General features: G+C 67.7%; 20 protein-coding genes. 7 read left to right on the top strand and 13 right to left on the bottom strand.

Annotation, left to right across the window (positions count from 1 at the left end; genetic code table 11):
* From ACRDUX_RS35045 to thiD, 10 genes are all read right to left on the bottom strand, one after another.
* Positions 1-334, bottom strand: a 334-nt coding sequence (locus ACRDUX_RS35045; protein WP_526421154.1) for a solute carrier family 23 protein, incomplete at its 3' end; no start/stop codon positions are given.
* 41 nt (positions 335-375) lie between these two features.
* Positions 376-1,236, bottom strand: coding sequence for an LLM class F420-dependent oxidoreductase (locus ACRDUX_RS35040; RefSeq protein ID WP_526421152.1), 861 nt, complete (start codon positions 1,234-1,236; stop codon positions 376-378).
* Between the two features lie 19 nt (positions 1,237-1,255).
* Complete coding sequence (locus ACRDUX_RS35035) at positions 1,256-1,690, bottom strand: MarR family winged helix-turn-helix transcriptional regulator (protein WP_526421150.1); 435 nt, start codon at positions 1,688-1,690, stop codon at positions 1,256-1,258.
* A 44-nt stretch (positions 1,691-1,734) separates the two neighbouring features.
* Entirely contained in the window at positions 1,735-2,958 is a 1,224-nt protein-coding gene (locus tag ACRDUX_RS35030; RefSeq protein ID WP_526421148.1) for an amino acid permease, read from the bottom strand.
* Positions 2,959-2,968: 10 nt separating this feature from the next.
* Positions 2,969-3,829, bottom strand: coding sequence for a polysaccharide deacetylase family protein (locus ACRDUX_RS35025; protein WP_526421146.1), 861 nt, complete (start codon positions 3,827-3,829; stop codon positions 2,969-2,971).
* A gap of 105 nt (positions 3,830-3,934) precedes the next feature.
* Positions 3,935-4,207 carry a DoxX-related protein gene (locus ACRDUX_RS35020; RefSeq protein WP_526421144.1) on the bottom strand — a complete coding sequence of 91 codons (273 nt, stop codon included), beginning with the start codon at positions 4,205-4,207 and terminating at the stop codon, positions 3,935-3,937.
* Positions 4,208-4,242: 35 nt separating this feature from the next.
* Positions 4,243-5,730 carry a flavin-containing monooxygenase gene (locus ACRDUX_RS35015; RefSeq protein ID WP_526421142.1) on the bottom strand — a complete coding sequence of 496 codons (1,488 nt, stop codon included), beginning with the start codon at positions 5,728-5,730 and terminating at the stop codon, positions 4,243-4,245.
* A 36-nt stretch (positions 5,731-5,766) separates the two neighbouring features.
* Positions 5,767-6,390, bottom strand: a complete 624-nt coding sequence (locus ACRDUX_RS35010) for a septum formation family protein (protein ID WP_526421140.1) — start codon at positions 6,388-6,390, stop codon at positions 5,767-5,769.
* An 18-nt stretch (positions 6,391-6,408) separates the two neighbouring features.
* On the bottom strand, positions 6,409-7,026 hold the full coding sequence (locus ACRDUX_RS35005) for an alpha/beta hydrolase family protein (protein WP_526421138.1): 618 nt from the start codon (positions 7,024-7,026) through the stop codon (positions 6,409-6,411).
* Positions 7,016-7,870, bottom strand: a complete 855-nt coding sequence (thiD, locus tag ACRDUX_RS35000) for a bifunctional hydroxymethylpyrimidine kinase/phosphomethylpyrimidine kinase (protein WP_526421136.1) — start codon at positions 7,868-7,870, stop codon at positions 7,016-7,018. The genes ACRDUX_RS35005 and thiD overlap by 11 nt, the downstream gene beginning before the upstream one ends.
* A 280-nt stretch (positions 7,871-8,150) precedes the next feature.
* Here thiD and ACRDUX_RS34995 point away from each other — a divergent pair, with 280 nt between their 5' ends.
* The 3 genes from ACRDUX_RS34995 (at position 8,151) to ACRDUX_RS34985 (ending at position 11,118) form a co-directional block, all read left to right on the top strand.
* Positions 8,151-9,893: an MFS transporter gene (locus ACRDUX_RS34995; protein WP_526421134.1), complete on the top strand. Its 1,743-nt coding sequence runs from the start codon at positions 8,151-8,153 to the stop codon at positions 9,891-9,893.
* Positions 9,894-10,006: 113 nt separating this feature from the next.
* The gene (locus ACRDUX_RS34990) at positions 10,007-10,459 is read left to right on the top strand and encodes an SgcJ/EcaC family oxidoreductase (RefSeq protein WP_526421132.1); all 453 of its coding nucleotides are present in this window, start codon (positions 10,007-10,009) and stop codon (positions 10,457-10,459) included.
* 20 nt (positions 10,460-10,479) lie between these two features.
* Positions 10,480-11,118 (top strand): class I SAM-dependent DNA methyltransferase, encoded by a 639-nt coding sequence (locus tag ACRDUX_RS34985; RefSeq protein ID WP_526421130.1) that lies wholly within the window; start codon positions 10,480-10,482, stop codon positions 11,116-11,118.
* Here the strand turns inward: ACRDUX_RS34985 and ACRDUX_RS34980 are convergent.
* The 3 genes from ACRDUX_RS34980 to ACRDUX_RS34970 are packed head-to-tail and all read right to left on the bottom strand — an operon-like array spanning position 11,108 to position 13,422.
* On the bottom strand, positions 11,108-11,914 hold the full coding sequence (locus ACRDUX_RS34980) for an exodeoxyribonuclease III (protein ID WP_526421128.1): 807 nt from the start codon (positions 11,912-11,914) through the stop codon (positions 11,108-11,110). The two genes, ACRDUX_RS34985 and ACRDUX_RS34980, sit on opposite strands and share 11 nt — an antisense overlap.
* Positions 11,915-11,919: 5 nt before the next feature.
* Entirely contained in the window at positions 11,920-12,813 is an 894-nt protein-coding gene (locus tag ACRDUX_RS34975; RefSeq protein ID WP_526421127.1) for an N-acetylglutamate synthase, CG3035 family, read from the bottom strand.
* 15 nt (positions 12,814-12,828) lie between these two features.
* Positions 12,829-13,422 carry a peptide deformylase gene (locus tag ACRDUX_RS34970; protein WP_526421125.1) on the bottom strand — a complete coding sequence of 198 codons (594 nt, stop codon included), beginning with the start codon at positions 13,420-13,422 and terminating at the stop codon, positions 12,829-12,831.
* Between the two features lie 133 nt (positions 13,423-13,555).
* On the opposite strand from ACRDUX_RS34970, the gene napA reads away from it, so the two are divergent.
* The 4 genes from napA to ACRDUX_RS34950 form a co-directional block, all read left to right on the top strand.
* On the top strand, positions 13,556-13,864 hold the full coding sequence (napA, locus tag ACRDUX_RS34965; RefSeq protein WP_293240964.1) for a nucleoid-associated protein NapA: 309 nt from the start codon (positions 13,556-13,558) through the stop codon (positions 13,862-13,864).
* Between the two features lie 64 nt (positions 13,865-13,928).
* On the top strand, positions 13,929-14,396 hold the full coding sequence (locus ACRDUX_RS34960) for a LytR C-terminal domain-containing protein (protein WP_526421123.1): 468 nt from the start codon (positions 13,929-13,931) through the stop codon (positions 14,394-14,396).
* A gap of 10 nt (positions 14,397-14,406) precedes the next feature.
* Positions 14,407-15,114: a superoxide dismutase[Cu-Zn] gene (sodC, locus tag ACRDUX_RS34955; RefSeq protein WP_526421121.1), complete on the top strand. Its 708-nt coding sequence runs from the start codon at positions 14,407-14,409 to the stop codon at positions 15,112-15,114.
* A partial coding sequence (locus ACRDUX_RS34950) for a carboxylate-amine ligase (protein WP_526421119.1) occupies positions 15,071-15,732 on the top strand: 662 nt, incomplete at its 3' end. The genes sodC and ACRDUX_RS34950, both read left to right, overlap by 44 nt.

Below are 15,732 nucleotides of genomic sequence, written 5' to 3'. Positions count from 1 at the left end.
GCAGTACGCCAACCGCCACCAAACCGCCCAGCGCGCTACCGGTTCCGTTCGACGTCACCGCCGCCGTCACCGGGGCGATCACCGCGAAGCTCGACCCGAGGTAGCTCGGCAGGCGGTTGCCGGTGATGATCAGGAACAGCAGCGTGCCAATGCCGGAGAACAGCAGCGTGGTGGCGGGCGGGAATCCCGTCAGCACCGGCACCAGGAACGTGGCGCCGAACATCGCCACGACGTGTTGCGCGCCGATGCCGATGGTGCGCGGCCAGCTCAGCCGTTCATCGGGCCCGACGACGTGCGCGTCGGACGGGACGGGCTTCCAGGTCAGTGGGATCACAGGTTGGACTACACACCATCGGAGCCCATGTCGCCAGCCGACTAGCTGGGCAGACGCGGAATGACCTCATCGCCAAGCCGTTTCACCCAGCCGGCCGGATCCGGGTTTCCGGGAAAGGGGCCGGAGTTGAGCAGGTCGAAGCCCAGTGCCGCGAACTGGTCGACGGTGCGCAGGTACCCGTCGAGATCGGCGAACGGATCGGTGAAGAAGCCTGCGGTGAGTCGAATGTCGGAGAAGTCACGGCCCACGTCGTCGCAATGCCTGCGCAGCACGTCGATCTTGTGTGGCAGCTCGTCGATTCCCGACGTGGAGTTCCACACGTCGGCGTACTGCGCGACGAGGCGCAGGGTTTTCTTCTCGCCATCGCCGCCGATCAGGATCGGTGGCCGCCGGATCGGCTGTGGCTGACAGATGGTCTCGGCCAACCGGTAGTGCTTGCCCTCGTACGGACCGTCGTCGTCGCTCCACATCTGCTGGCAGATCTGCAGTGTCTCCTCCAGCATCTCGAACCGGTCCTTGACCGGGGGATACGGCACGCCGAGCGCCAGGTGCTCGCGTTCGTACCAGGCGGCGCCGATGCCGAACATCGAGCGGCCCTGCGACAGCACGTCGAGCGTCGTCATGGTCTTGGCCAGCACGCCGGGATACCGATAGGTCACGCCGGTGACGAGCATGGTCAGGGGGATGCGGTCGGTCTGACCGGCCAGAAAGCCCATCGACGTGTAGCCCTCGAGGAAGGGGTCCTCGGCCCGGCCCATCGCCTCCATCTGGAAGAGGTGGTCGGCCAGGGTGAACATGCCGGCCCCCGCATCCTCGGCCGCCTTCGCGGTCGCGGCGAGGGTCGGGCCGAGCTTCTCCGGCGCGCCGGGCAGGAAGTCGATGTAGTGAACGCCCAATTCCATAGTGATCAATGACCTTTCGCTAGTCGTTCAGTCTTTCCAGGAGTGCCAACGCTTCGTTGATCACGCGGCGCTCCGGTTCGGTGTAGCGGTCCTGCATGGCGAGCACGAGCCACTCCTCGCGCACCCTGCGATCCTTCTCGGCGTGCCTGCGGCCGCCCTCGGTGAGCGTGATCAGCTGCCGTCGTCCGTCCTCGGGATCTGGCGTCCGAACGATCAATCCGTGGCGGTCGAGGCCGGCCAGCGTGGTGGCCATCGACTGCGGGCGCACGCGTTCCGCACCGGCCAGTAGGCTGGTCGCCGCGGGGCCGTCCTTGATGAGCCGGATCAGGACCGCGGTCTGGGACGGCGTCAGGTCGTCGGCGGTGGCGACCTCGAGTAGTCGCCTGCGCAGCCTGCTGAACATCACGCGCAGATCGCGCGCCGCCGCTACCGCCGATTCACTGACCTGCCCCATGTCGACAGCTTAAACTGAACAGTTGAAACTGTCTAGTTTACCGACTACGGGCGACGGACTGCGTACGCCGCTGCGCCGATCAGCACGACGCCGATGCCGACGACCACCGACGTCGGTGGCAGTGTGGCTGCGAGCATCAGGCAGCCGATCAGTCCTGCGACGGGAATCATCCTCGCGCCGAGGGTGAATGCCGATGCGTTGGCGATCGCGTAGTACACCAGCACGGCGAAGGACGAGAAGCCGATGGCGCCGCGCAGGTCGAGCGTGGCAGCGAGGAGGGCGACCACGGCGCCTACCGCCACCTCCGCGCGATATGGGCTGTTGAACCGGGGATGCACCGCGGCGAGAACCGGCGGCAGGTGGCGGTCGCGGGCCATCGCCAGCACCGTGCGGGACACGCCGAGCGTCAGCGCCAGCAGGGAGCCGAGCGCGGCGACGGCTGCCCCGACCCGTACCACCGGAGCCCAGCCGGGCTGGCCCGCGGCGGTCACCGCGTCGGCCAGCGGTGCCGTCGCGGAAGCCATTGCCGCACCGCCCAGTTGGGCCAGCACCGTGCCCGCGACGACGGCGTAGACCACCAGGGTGGCGAACAGCGCGACGCGGATGGCCCGCGGAATCGTCGTCGTGGGGTCGCGCACCTCCTCCCCGAGCGTGGCGATGCGCGCATAGCCCGCGAACGCGAAGAACAGCAGACCCGCGGACTGGAGCACGCCAAGGGCGTTCACGCCTGCGCCGAGCGACAGCCGGGAGACCTCGGCATCGCCGGATCCGACGATCACGACGACGACCGCGGCCAGGACCGCCAGCACCGCCGCCACGATGACGCGGGTGAGCCATGCCGACTTCTGCACGCCGACGGTGTTCACCACCGTCAACGCGACGACGGTCGAGACCGCCACGGCGTGTGCGTACGCCGGCCACGCGTAGACGCCGACCGTGAGTGCCATCGCGGCACATGATGCGGTCTTGCCGACGACGAAGCACCAGCCCGCGGTGTATCCCCAGAACGGCCCGAGGCGTTCGCGCCCGTACACGTAGGTACCACCCGACTCCGGGTAGCGAACGGCGAGCCGGGCCGACGACGTGGCGTTGCAGTAGGCGACGACCGCGGCGACCGCGAGGCCGAGGAGAAGCGCCGACCCAGCGGCCGCGGCGGCGGGCGCAAGCGCGACGAAGATCCCCGCGCCCAGCATCGAGCCGAGCCCGATGACGACGGCGTCGGCGGTGCCAAGCCTGCGCCGCAGGGCGGGCTGCTCGGCCGATGTCACGGGCTAGACGCTAGCCGGGGTAGGCGGAGGTGAGGCGGGCCGCCTCTGGCTTGAGGAAGACGTCGTTGAGCGTCACCGTGCGGAGCTTGCGGTCCGCGATGATGTCGACGAGTTCGTGATAGACGGTGGTGACCGGCGGGTGGTTGAGGTGAGCGATCACGACGGAGTTCGCGGTGTAGTACTTGTCGGCGTTCGCGACGACGTCTCGCGGGGCGAGGATCTGATCATCGCCGAGATTGCCGTCCCACAGCGCGGTTTCGGTGTAGCCGAAATCCCCAGCCACCGACTGGACCAGGTCGTTGTAGGCGCCGTACGGCGGCCGGTAGTAAGGTGTCGCATCCACGCCGAAGGTGTCCCTGAGGAACTGATCCGTGTGTCTCAGCTCGTCGGCGATCCGAGCCCCCGTCAGCTTGGTGAGGTCCGGGTGAATCCACGTGTGGTTGCCCAGCTGCACCTGGCCCGACTCCACCAGCGGCAGCAACGCGTCGCGATTCTCGGTCCACGACGAGTAGACCCCCGTCACGAACATCGTGAGGCGAATGCCGGTGTCCTTGGCCAGTTGGCAGTAGCCGCGGACCACGCCGGTGTCGACGCCGTCGTCGAGGGTGAGCGACAGCAGGTCGCCACCGGGACCGGGAAGGGCGCTGAGCACGCCGCCGCCGGGGAGCGTCATCCGTGCCCCGACCGGTGGTGGGGGCAATAGCGTCGGCCATTCCGGCGGGAGCGGTGGCCCGACGGCCGCCACCGGAGCGGGCACCTGAGCGGCCTGGCTGGAGGCGCTCACCCCGCAGCGAACCAGGGCGATGCCCGCCGCCGAGGCCACCGCGCCCATGAGAACGCGACGACGCGACAACATCGACACATCAGTCACTCTGGTAACAGGGGGCACCTCGAGCAGAGTAGCTGCCGATCCTCCGGAAGCCGCGGAAGCTGGACGCGACTGTCTGTGAGTTCGCTCGTGGTGTTTGCCGGCGTGTTACCGGTTGCGGGCGATGTTGGCCCCGAGGTAGGCGCCATACGCGAGAAGGCCGACGACGGCCAGCTTCCTGGTCTTCCGAGCGGCCAACCCGAGACCGATCGCCGTCTCGATGCCGCCATTGGTGTAGATGTGCTTGCGGGTGTCGCGCGGGAAGGCGGACACGGTGATCCCCTCGAACGCCTGCGGCCGGACGAAGTGCGAGACCCCGGTCCCGGCCAGCGCCAGCCCGACGAACACGGCCGCGCGGGAATCCTTCTTCTCGTAAGTCACCGAAGATCCTCTCTGATCGGACAATTGAGATTGAGTCAGACAATTGAATAGTCGCTCAGGGGAAACTCCGACGCCTCCTTGATGGCCGTCTCCGTCGACGACGGCCGCAGGAGCGTCGGCTCTCCCGCTGGGTTGAAGTAGTACGAATGGGCTCCTGAGCAGTTGCCGGTCGTGAACAGCGAGTCCTCGAGGAGTTCGGTCATCCGATCCAGGAAGGCCGTATTGGCGTCCTCGGTGACCTCGAACGTCGTCGCCCCGCGTCGCTTGACCTCGGTGAACAGCCGATCCATCAGCCGCATCTGGTACTCCATGGTGTTGAAGAAGTTCAACCCGAGGAATGCGTAGGGACTGGCCAGGCTCAGGTAATTCGGGAAGTACGGCATCGAAACGCCCTGATACGCCTGGAATCTGGTGTCGCGCCACCACTTTCCGAGATCGCGGCCGTCGCGTCCGATGATCTCGACTGCGGGGAAGTTGGCTTCCCACAGGTCGAAGCCCGTCGCCAGCACCAGCGTGTCGATGACGTTCTTGCTGCCGTCGTTGCCGACGATGCCGTCGGCCTCGACGTGGTCGATGCCGCTGTCCTGTAGGTGCACATGGGGTTTGGTGAACGCGCGGTAGTAGCCGTTGGAGAACGTCGGGCGCTTGCAGCCGAAGTCGTAGTCGGGTGCCAGGCGGCGACGCAAGTCGGGATCGCGGATCACGGCGAATCGGTGCAGCTTCGACAGATCGGAAGCCGAGACGTTGAACCGCCCGCGGAAGGTGCGGTAGTGGCGCACCCCGACGGAGACCATGATCTCGTAGATCGAATCGGTCAGCCAGCGAAGGATGCGCTGGGTCAAGGGGATTCGTGCGAACAGCCGTTTGGTGCGCTCGCCGAAGCGCAGGTCGATCTTGGGCACCACCCAGATCGGGGTCCGCTGATAGACGGTGAGATCCGCGGCCTGCTTGGCGAGTTCGGGGATCAGCTGGACGGCGGTGGCGCCGGTCCCGATCACCGCGATGCGGTGTCCGGCGGCGTCGTAGTCGTCCTCCCACTCGGTGGTGTGGACGACCTTGCCCTCGAAGCTCTCGATGCCAGGGATCTCCGGAACCTTCGGCTGCGACAGGAATCCCGTGGCGGTGATCAGGTAGCGGGCCACCAGCGTCTCACCGCCGGCAAGTGCGACGCGCCACGCGCTCGCGTCCTCGTCCCAGCGCGCACCCTCGACGATCGTGTTGAAGCGCATGTGCCTGCGGATGTCGTACTTCGAGGCGACGTCGTCGGCGTACTGCTTGATCTCCGGTCCCGGCGTGAACAGACGGGACCAGTTCGGGTTGGGTTCGAAGAAGTACGAGTAGGTGGTGGTCGGGACGTCGACCGCCAGACCCGGGTAGTGATTGACGTACCAGGTGCCGCCGAGGTCGTCCTCGCGCTCCAAGATCACGTAGTCGTCGTAGCCCAGCCGGTTGAGCTGAATGGCCGCGCCGATGCCGGCGAAACCCGCCCCTACGATGACCGCGTCGAAGTGCTCCGAAGTCATGGAGGAGACGGTACCCCAGGTATCAGGTAGGTACGGTCACCCCTTGATCGACCCGCTGCGCTTGTCCTCCGTGGTGGCCATGCAGACGATCTCGCGGTCGCCCTGGGCCCACGTCTCCGACGTCGGATACAGCACGAACACGCCGATCGAATCGTCCGTCGCGGCATCGGCGGAGTAGGACTCCAGTTCGCCTGGGCACTTGTTCTGCCACTCGTCGATCGTCGACTGACCGGGATACTCGCCGTCCGGCATGGTCAGCACCGCGTACACCTCACCGGCGTGCGGCTCGCTGCAGTCGGCCTTCGGCACGATCTGCACCAGCGTGCCGTCCGGGATGTCGGTGATGCAGTCGCCAGTGGCCAGATTGGTGGCGATGACCTTGTCCTTCGTCGCGACGACGAAGACGATCACGGCGGCAGCGAGGCCGCCGAGCAGGACGACGGCGAGGACCGCCAGACCGATGATCAAGCCCCGGTGTGACTTCTTCGGCGCGGGGTACGGGTAGCCCGCCGGCGGACCGTATTGGCCTGGCGGCGGCCCGTACGGACCCTGTTGATAGGGCATCGGGGGAGGCGGCGGAGCCCCCGGCGGCCCGTACTGGGGTGGGGGCGGCGCCCCGTACGCGGGCGGCTGATTGGGATCTCCCGACGGCCAGCTCATCCCGGCAAGATAGCAGGATCAGGGCCGCAGCGACCGTAGTGCGGCGTCGACCGCGAGCGCGGGAACGTCGAGGGTCTTGGAGCCAAGGTCGTGACGGGCGCCGGTGACCTCGACGACCTCGGTGGGCCCAGAGACGAGTGCCGCGGCGGCCCGCAGTTCGTCGATGGTGCCGAAGGGATCCGAGGTGCCGTGGGTGAAGACGGTCGGTGCGCCGATGCGGGGCAGGTGTTCGGTGCGCGCGCGTTCGGGCTTGCCCGGTGGGTGCAGCGGATAGGAGAACAGGGTGAGGACGTCGACGGGCAGGCCGTCAGCCACCGCCATCGACGTCATGCGACCGCCGTAGGAGTGCCCGCCCGCGAGGACCGGACCGTCGACCAGAGTGCGGGCCAGCGCGACCGCCTCGACGACACCCGCCTGATCCGCCTTGGCGGACCCCGACGGTGGCCCCTTCGGCCTGCGCCGCCGGTACGGCAGGTTGAAGCGGATCGCGAGCCAGCCCCGCCCGGCCCACTGGTCGCAGACCTTGACCAGTAGCGGCGAGTCCCGGCTGCCGCCGGCTCCGTGGGTCAGCACCACGGCCCCCACGGGCGTGCCCGCCGGCTCGTGCGCGATGCCCGCGATGGCGTCAAGATCCATCGTGCGCCCGATCGAGCCGGAAGAGCGGCGACACCGGGCCGTGGCCGTGGCCCAACGGGTACGCGGCACGCAGACATTCGGTGACCCACTGCTTGGCGAACGCCACCGCGTCCGGCACCGAGTAGCCGTGTGCCAGCGCGCATGCCGTCGCGGCCGCGAGGGTGTCGCCCGCGCCGTGATCGTGGCCGGTGTCGATGCGTTCGGCGTCGAACTCGAGGAAGTCGGTGCCGTCGAAGAGCAGGTCGGGGCTGTGCGACGACGAGCGAAGGTGGCCGCCCTTGACCAGCGCCCACTTCGGGCCGAGTGCGTGCAGGGCCCGTGCCGCATCGCGTTGGGTGGCGGCATCGACGACCCCGATGTCCACGATGAGCCGTACCTCGTCGAGGTTGGGCGTGACCAGCGTGGCAAGCGGAAAGAGGTCGTGGCGAAGCGCGTCCAACGCCGACGGGTGCAACAGCGGGTCGCCGTGCATGGAGGCGCAGACGGGGTCGACGACGAGAGGTGGCGCCACGTCTTCGGCAGCCAGGTCGCGCCAGGTCTGCGCCACCGCCCCGATGATGTCCGACGACGCCAGCATCCCCGTCTTGGCGGCCTGAATGCCGATGTCCTCGGCGACGGCCCGGATCTGCCCGGTGATGACGTCGAGGGGGATCTCGTGGAAGCCCTTCACGCCGACGGAGTTCTGAACGGTGACCGCGGCCACCGACACACAGCCGTGCACGCCCAGCATGGCGAACGTGCGCAGGTCGGCCTGGATGCCCGCACCGCCGCCGGAGTCGGAGCCTGCGATCGTCATCACGCGCAGCGGCGTCTGCCCGGGCGGGGTGAGCGGTAGATAGTTCAACGTTTCCCCTCCCTACGCCGGCATTACCCGGTCAGGTTCATACGGTCGACGGCCCCATTCGCGGTGCGAATATCAAGCTCAAGCCGTCCTCTCAGCGCACCAGGGTGTGCGCTCCCGCGGACGGGACTCAACGTACCGCAAGCGCAAGGCGGCTTTTTGCCGGGTGATGTGACGGAAACTGGAGGGAATGGAATTGCCCCGAAGTCTTTTGTATAGCTAACGTATGTGTTTTGGGCGACGCAGCCCTCGATTCCATGATTTCGATAGGTAACCGGAGCTGATGACTGACCTCGAGACGCCCGACGCGGCCCTCGCCGAAACCGCGACGCGGCGTCGGCGGATGGACCACGACCACCCTCACTACAAGTGGGTGGTGCTGTCCAACACCACGCTCGGCACGCTGCTGGCCACCATCAACGCCTCGATCGTCCTGATCTCGCTGCCTGCGATCTTCCGCGGCATCGGGCTCAACCCGCTGGCCCCAGGCAACGTGAGTTATCTGCTGTGGATGCTGATGGGCTATCTGGTGGTGACCGCCGTTCTGGTGGTCCCCTTCGGGCGCCTCGGTGACATGTTGGGCCGGGTCCGCATCTACAACTGGGGCTTCGTGGTCTTCACGCTCGCCGCGGTCGCCCTGTCGTTCGATCCGTTCCATCTCGGTGGCGGCGCCCTCTGGCTGATCGGCTGGCGCGTGATCCAGGGTATCGGCGGGGCGATGCTGATGGCGTCGTCGTCGGCGATCCTCACCGATGCCTTCCCGGCCAACCAGCGTGGCATGGCGCTCGGCGTCAACATGGTGTCCGCCGTCGCCGGATCGTTCCTCGGCCTGCTCATCGGCGGATTCCTGTCCGAATGGCACTGGAAGGCCATCTTCTGGGTCGGTGTGCCGATCGGCATCCTCGGCACCATCTGGAGCGTCCGCTCGCTGCGGGAACTCGGCACCCGCACCGCAGGCCGGCTCGACTGGCCGGGCACCCTGACCTTCGGTGTCGGTTTGACGGTGCTGCTCGCAGGCATCACCTACGGCATCCAGCCCTACGGCGACTCAACCACCGGGTGGACCAACCCGCTGGTGCTTGGGGCGATCGCCTTCGGTCTGCTGTCCCTGGTGGCGTTCTGCTTCATCGAGTTGCACGTCAAATCTCCGATGGTCGACGTCCGGTTGTTCCGGTCCGCGTCGTTCGGCATGGGCAACCTGGCCGGACTGATGTCCTCGATGGGACGCGGCGGCCTGCAGTTCATGCTCATCATCTGGCTGCAGGGAATCTGGCTTCCCCTGCACGGCTACAGCTTCGAGTCCACCCCGCTGTGGGCGGGCATCTACCTGCTGCCGATCACGTTCGGCTTCCTGGTGGCCGGGCCCGTAGCCGGCTCACTGTCCGACCGCTTCGGCGCCCGGCCGTTCACGGTCGGCGGCATGCTCCTGATGGCGGCGACCTTCATCGCGCTGGTGCTGATCCCGGTGAACTTCAACTACTGGGTCTTCGCCGTTCTGGTCTTCCTGAACGGCCTCGGCGGTGGCATCTTCACCGCGCCCAACACCGCGGCGATCATGTCGAGCGTGCCCGCCGCCCAGCGAGGGGCCGCTTCCGGCGTCCGGGCGACGTTCTTCAACGCGGGTTCGTCGCTGTCCATCGGCGTCTTCTTCTCACTGATGATCGTCGGGCTTGCCAACACGTTGCCGTCGGCGATGAGCAGCGGTCTTCAGGCGCAGGGTGTTTCGGCGTCCGTCGCGCACGACGTGGCCAACCTGCCGCCGGTCGGCAGCCTGTTCGCGGCATTCCTTGGCTACAACCCGATGGGCGAGCTGCTTGGTCCATCCGGCGCTCTGCAGGATCCCGCGGTGAACGCCGACCTGCTCACGGGCAAGACGTTCTTCCCACAGTTGATCACCGAGCCCTTCCACTCCGGGCTGACCGTGGTGTTCATCGCCGCGGCGGTGATGATGCTGCTCGGCGCGGTGGCCTCGCTGTTCAGCGCGGGCCGGTACGGCACCGAGGCGGACGCCGACAACGTGGCCTGAGGTTCCGTTTCCCCGCGAGCGTGCGTGTCTGCTCCGCGACACGCCGAGATTCTTGGCAGTCCGCGCGCGCTCGCGGTTGACCTCGGGCCCGGTTGAGCCCCTAGCCTGAGTCCATGCCCGAGGACCGACCCACACTCTCCGACGACGAGGACCGCATCGAAGAGGCGCGGCTCGCCGTCGACGCCTTCGTCGCGGAACTGCAGGCTGGTGTCGACGGCCGTGACGCCGACGTGTTCAACGCCCACTTCGCCGACGACGTGCTGTGGGGAACTCCCTTCGGCGACACCGTTCTCGGGTACGACACCCTGCACGACGTCCACCGCCGGATGCTGCCAAGGAGCGTCGGTGGTGCTTCGTCCCGGTATGAGACCGTCCGGGTCAGTGCGCCCGCACCCGACGTCGCGGTGGCGCAGGTGCGACGGATCGCCATGGGCGAGGACGGGACGCCGATCGCGGACACCGATCCGGGGACGTTCTCCGAGATGACGACGTTCGTCCTCGTCAGGCGTGCCCGGCAATGGTGGCTGGCCGCAGGTCAGCACACGCCGATCCGGCCCAAGCGTTAGCCGTCTCTACCCTGGAGTCCATGACGACGGCCCAGCGCAGAACGCTCAACGATTCGATCACGCGGTTCTGGAGTTTCGCCGCACCCGCATACGACCAGCGGTGCCTGCAACGGCTCGTCTACCAGCCCGCCCAAGACGAGGTGATCGCCGCGCTGCAGGCCCACGGATCGCGGCGGGTGGCCGACATCGCCTGCGGAACGGGCATTCTCGCGTCGCGGATAGCCGATGAGTTGCTCCCCGAGGAGGTCTACGGGGTCGACATGTCGGACGGCATGCTCGGACAGGCCAGGCAGCGGTCGTCGTCGGTGTTCTGGAAGAAGGCGCCTGCCGAGCAACTCCCGTTCGCCGATGAATTCCTCGACGCCGTCGTCACCACCTCGGCGTTCCACTTCTTCGATCAGCCGGCCGCGCTGCGCGACTTCCATCGCGTCCTCGCGCCAGGCGGAGTGGTGGCGGTCGCGACGATCAGTCCCCGCCAGCTCCTGCCGGTGCAGCTGTTCGCCGCAGCCGCATGGGCGCCCGCCCACAATCCGTCACCGGACCGGGTGCGCGACCTGTTCGAGGAGGCGGGATTCACCGTCAGTGATCAGCACCGGGTTCACCGGCCATGGTGGACTCAGGCCGTATCGGATCTGATCACGATCGGCGTCAAGCGTTAGGCCCCAGATCGACCAGCACGGGTGCGTGATCGCTGGGTGCCGGAGTGCCCTTCTTGCCGGGCTTGCGTTCATCGCGGGCGATTTCGGCGTGCGTGACGCGCGAGGCCAACGCCGGTGAACCGAGGATGAAGTCGATGCGCATGCCCTGCTTCTTGGGGAACCTCAGCTGCGTGTAGTCCCAGTACGTGTACACGCCAGGGCCCGGCGTGAACGGTCTGACCACGTCGGTGAACTTCGCGTCGGTGAACGCGTTGAACGCGGCCCGTTCGGGCTCGGTGACGTGGGTGCTGCCGCGGAAGAACTCGACGTCCCAGACGTCCTCGTCGGTGGGGGCGATGTTCCAGTCCCCGACGAGCGCGGTCGGCGCGGTATCGTCGTCCGCCAGCCAACCGGAGGACGTATTCCGCAATGCGGCAAGCCATTCCAGCTTGTAGGCGTAGTGCGGGTCCTCGATGGTGCGGCCGTTGGGCACGTACAGGCTCCAGACCCGCACCCCGCCGCACGTCGCTCCGATGGCCCTGGCCTCGTCCGCGTCATTGAACGCGGGCTGCCCGTCGAAGCCCATCTGGACGTCGTCGATGCCGACGCGCGACGCGATCGCCACGCCGTTCCACTGGTTGTGTCCGTAGTGGACGACGTCGTACCCGAGTGCCGCGAACGGCATCGTCGGGAACTGGGCGTCAGTGCACTTGGTCTCCTGCATCGCGAGCACGTCGACGTCGCCGCGCTGCAGCCAGTCGGTGACCCTGTCGATGCGGGAGCGGATCGAGTTGACGTTCCAGGTGGCCAGTCGCACACGGTTCACCCTAGCCGCAGGTACCGCGAGCGGTGATGGGCGCCGAAGCCCATCGACTCGTAGAGCGTTGTCGCCGCGGCGTTGTCGGTGACCACCTGTACGTAGGCGCGGGTGGCGCCGCGTTCGGTGGCCCACCCGAGGAGGGCCTCACACAGCGCACGGGCCAGGCCGCGGCGGCGGGCTCCTTCGGCGACGTGCACCGCCGACAGCCCTGCCCACCGCGTGCCGTCGGGTGCCACCGTGACGGCGCCACGTCCCACCGCGGCGCCAGCCACGCTCGCGAACGCCACCTCGCCGTCGACGACCGCGGTCAGGACGTCGGCAGGCACGCCGCGGGGATGTAGGGCCAACCAGTCGTCATCTGGACGCGACGTCAGCGTGACGCTCGGCACGTCTGGCGCCACGACACCGGTCAATTGCCTTGTCATCACGACGTTCTCACCGTCGGTCGGCGCACCGGGTGGTATCAGGAACAGGCGGTCTGGTGCGGCGATCAGCGGCGGCGCCCCCCGCCCGGCGTACCACTCGACGATCGCACCGAGGTCCGGATGAGGCCATGGCAGCAGCGGCACGGCCGAGTTCGCACGCCTGGTGCTGCCGTGGCCGAACCGCAGCAGCCACCCGTCGATCCACTGCTGCTCGACGCCGGGCCACGCGAGCGCGGCGGCGTGCTCCAGATTGCGGATCTCGGACGTGCGCACCGGCATGGCCGACAACGGCCTGATCGACACCACGTCGACCGCGGCCACCGTGACCACGTCGCCACGCTTGTCGCGGACCCGCAGAGTGGGGCCGACGTCGAGCAGATGCCCGACGACGTCGCTCAGCGGCGGCACCGACCCGGCGGGCAGGCGGTACCTCAGGCTGACACGGGTGCCGACCTCGGGAAGCTCGGGCACTAGTTGAGCCACCTGCTAGTGCCCGAACGGGTCGGGATCCTCACCGGGGGTCCAGGTGAGCCCGGGCACGCCCCAGCCGTTGGACTTCACGGTGCGCTTGGCGGCGCGCGCGTGCCTGCCGATCAACCGGTCGAGATAGAGAAACCCGTCGAGGTGACCGGTCTCGTGCTGGAGCATCCGAGCAAACAGCCCGGCGCCCTCCAGCGTGATCGGCGTTCCGTCGGCGTCGAGTCCCGTGACGCGCGCCCAGCTGGCCCGTCCCGTCGGGAACGATTCGCCGGGCACCGACAGACAGCCCTCGTCGTCGTCGTCGGGATCGGGCATCGTCTCCGGCACCTCGGAGGTCTCGAGGACCGGGTTGACGACGACGCCTCGCCGGCGGGTCGCGACGCCCCGCTCGTCGGCGCAGTCGTAGACGAACACGCGCTGGGAAACGCCGATCTGGTTGGCGGCCAAGCCGACACCATGGGCGGCATCCATCGTTTCGTACAAATTCGCGATCAGTTCCGCGAGCTCGGGCGGCAGCGAACCGTCGTCGCCGACCGGAATTGGACTGGTTGTGGTGTGCAGGACGGGATCTCCCACGATGCGGATGGGTACTACGGCCATGCAGGAAGATTAGTGGGCCCGCTTAAGTCGGCCGACTCGCGGGCAAGGCTCACGGCTCTACTCCGTCTGCCGTGGTTGAATGTGGGCCGTCACCACCGGAATGTATTGACTGTTGGAAGGGTCCTCAGAGCAAATGGACGGCGCCATTGCACGGACTGAAAAGTCCGGGGACGACGCGGCCCTCGCCGACGGTCTGACCCGCCGCGAACACGACATTCTCGCGTTCGAACGGCAGTGGTGGAAGTACGCGGGGTCCAAGGAAGACGCCATCAAGGAATTGTTCTCGATGTCGGCGACCCGCTACTACCAGGTCCTCAACGCGCTGGTCGACCGCCCTGAAGCGCTCGCGGCCGACCCCATGCTGGTCAAGCGTCTGCGTCGGCTCCGAGCCAGCCGCCAGAAGGCACGTGCGGCCCGCCGGCTCGGCTTCGACGTGACGTGATCGGTACCTGAAGGTTTCACCTCGAAGTTTCTTGGCGAGACCCCGTCTCGATACAGTGAGTGCGATGAATCAACGAGAGTCCTCCGGGTTACCCCTGCGTGCCATGGTCATGGTGCTGCTGTTCCTCGGTGTGATCTTTCTGCTGGTCGGGTTCCAGGCCATCGGCTCCGGCGACGACAACGACAGCAGCTCGTCGAACTCGACCACCACCGTCACGACGACCCCCTCCCCGACGACGGAATCCTCGCAGCCGGCTGCGGCAAAGCCCGTGGTGCGGGTCTACAACATCTCCGACGTGGCCGGTCTGGCCGAGGAAACGGCGACCCGCCTGCGCGACGCCGAATGGGACGTCGCCGAAACCGGAAACCTCACACTCGATGACGTGACCGCCACGACCGTGTACTTCGGCGAGGCGCCGGGTGAGAAGGATGCCGCCGACGAGATCGGCGCTCTGCTCCAGGCGCCCGTGGAACCAAGAACTCCGGCTGTCGCAGACCAGCCACCCGGCGTGATCGTGGCCGTCACCAGTTAGGCTTTCCGACATGCCGATCTCTGCCCCGCTTCGCCTCCTCGCCGCTGCGGCACTCATCGTTCCCATCGCGAGCGCGTGCGCCCCGAACGAGCCGGTCGCCACGCAGCCCGGCACCACGCCGTCGGTATGGACAGGTTCGCCGCCACCGTCGGCCGCGCCGGGTGAGCAATCCGAAGCCGGAGCACCGACGACGGCCACCGGCGAGACGCTGACCGCCGACGTCAAGACGGCCGACGGCACGTCCGTCGCGTCCGCTCAGTTCGTCTTCTCGGGCGGCTTCGCCACCATCACGGTGAAGACCACCGCGGCCGGCCAGCTGGCCCCCGGCTTCCACGGCCTGCACATCCACTCGGTGGGCAAGTGCGAGCCCGCCTCCGTCGCGCCGACCGGTGGGGCGCCCGGCGACTTCAACTCCGCGGGTGCGCACTTCCAGGTGGGTGGCCACACCTCGCATCCGGCCAGCGGAGACCTGGCGTCCCTGCAGGTGCGTGGCGACGGCTCGGCTTCCCTGGTGACCACCACCGACGCCTTCACTGCGGCGGACCTCCTCGCAGGGCAGAAGACGGCCATCGTCATCCACGAGAAGGCCGACAACTTCGCCAACATTCCGCCGGAGCGCTACCAGCAGGTCAACGGCACCCCCGGCCCCGACGAAACCACGATGGCCACCGGTGATGCCGGCAAGCGGGTGGCGTGCGGTGTCATATCCCCTCAGTAGGCCGCAGCGGATCGACTTCGCCGGGTCGGCCAGGTCGACGATCGGCGTCGAGTGGGAGTTCGCCCTCGTCGATCCCGAGACACGTGAACTGAGCAACGAAGCGGCCGCGGTGATCGCCGAGATCGGCGAAAGTCCGCACGTGCACAAGGAATTGCTGCGCAACACCGTCGAGGTCGTCACCGGCATCTGCGACAACTCCGCCGAAGCGATGGACGACCTGCGCGCCACGCTGGGGCCTGCCCGCCGGATCGTTCGCGAACGTGGCATGGAGTTGTTCTGCGCGGGAACTCATCCGTTCGCGAAGTGGTCGGCTGAGCAACTGACCGATGCGCCTCGCTACGCCGAGCTGATCAAGCGGACCCAGTGGTGGGGTCGGCAGATGCTGATCTGGGGCGTGCACGTGCACGTCGGTGTCTCATCCGCGCACAAGGTGATGCCGATCATCACATCCCTTCTCGACCAGTACCCACATCTTCTCGCGCTGTCGGCGTCGTCGCCCTACTGGGACGGTGGCGACACCGGATATGCCAGCAACCGCGCCATGATGTTCCAGCAGCTGCCGACGGCGGGTCTGCCCTTCCACTTCCAGGAGTGGTCGCAGTTCGAGCAGTTCGTTCA

Origin of the sequence: Mycobacterium sp. (genome assembly GCF_050701675.1) — a bacterium.
Taxonomy (GTDB): domain Bacteria; phylum Actinomycetota; class Actinomycetes; order Mycobacteriales; family Mycobacteriaceae; genus Mycobacterium.
The sequence above is the reverse complement of the archived record's forward strand: the minus strand, read 5'-3'. Positions and strand labels throughout refer to the sequence as shown.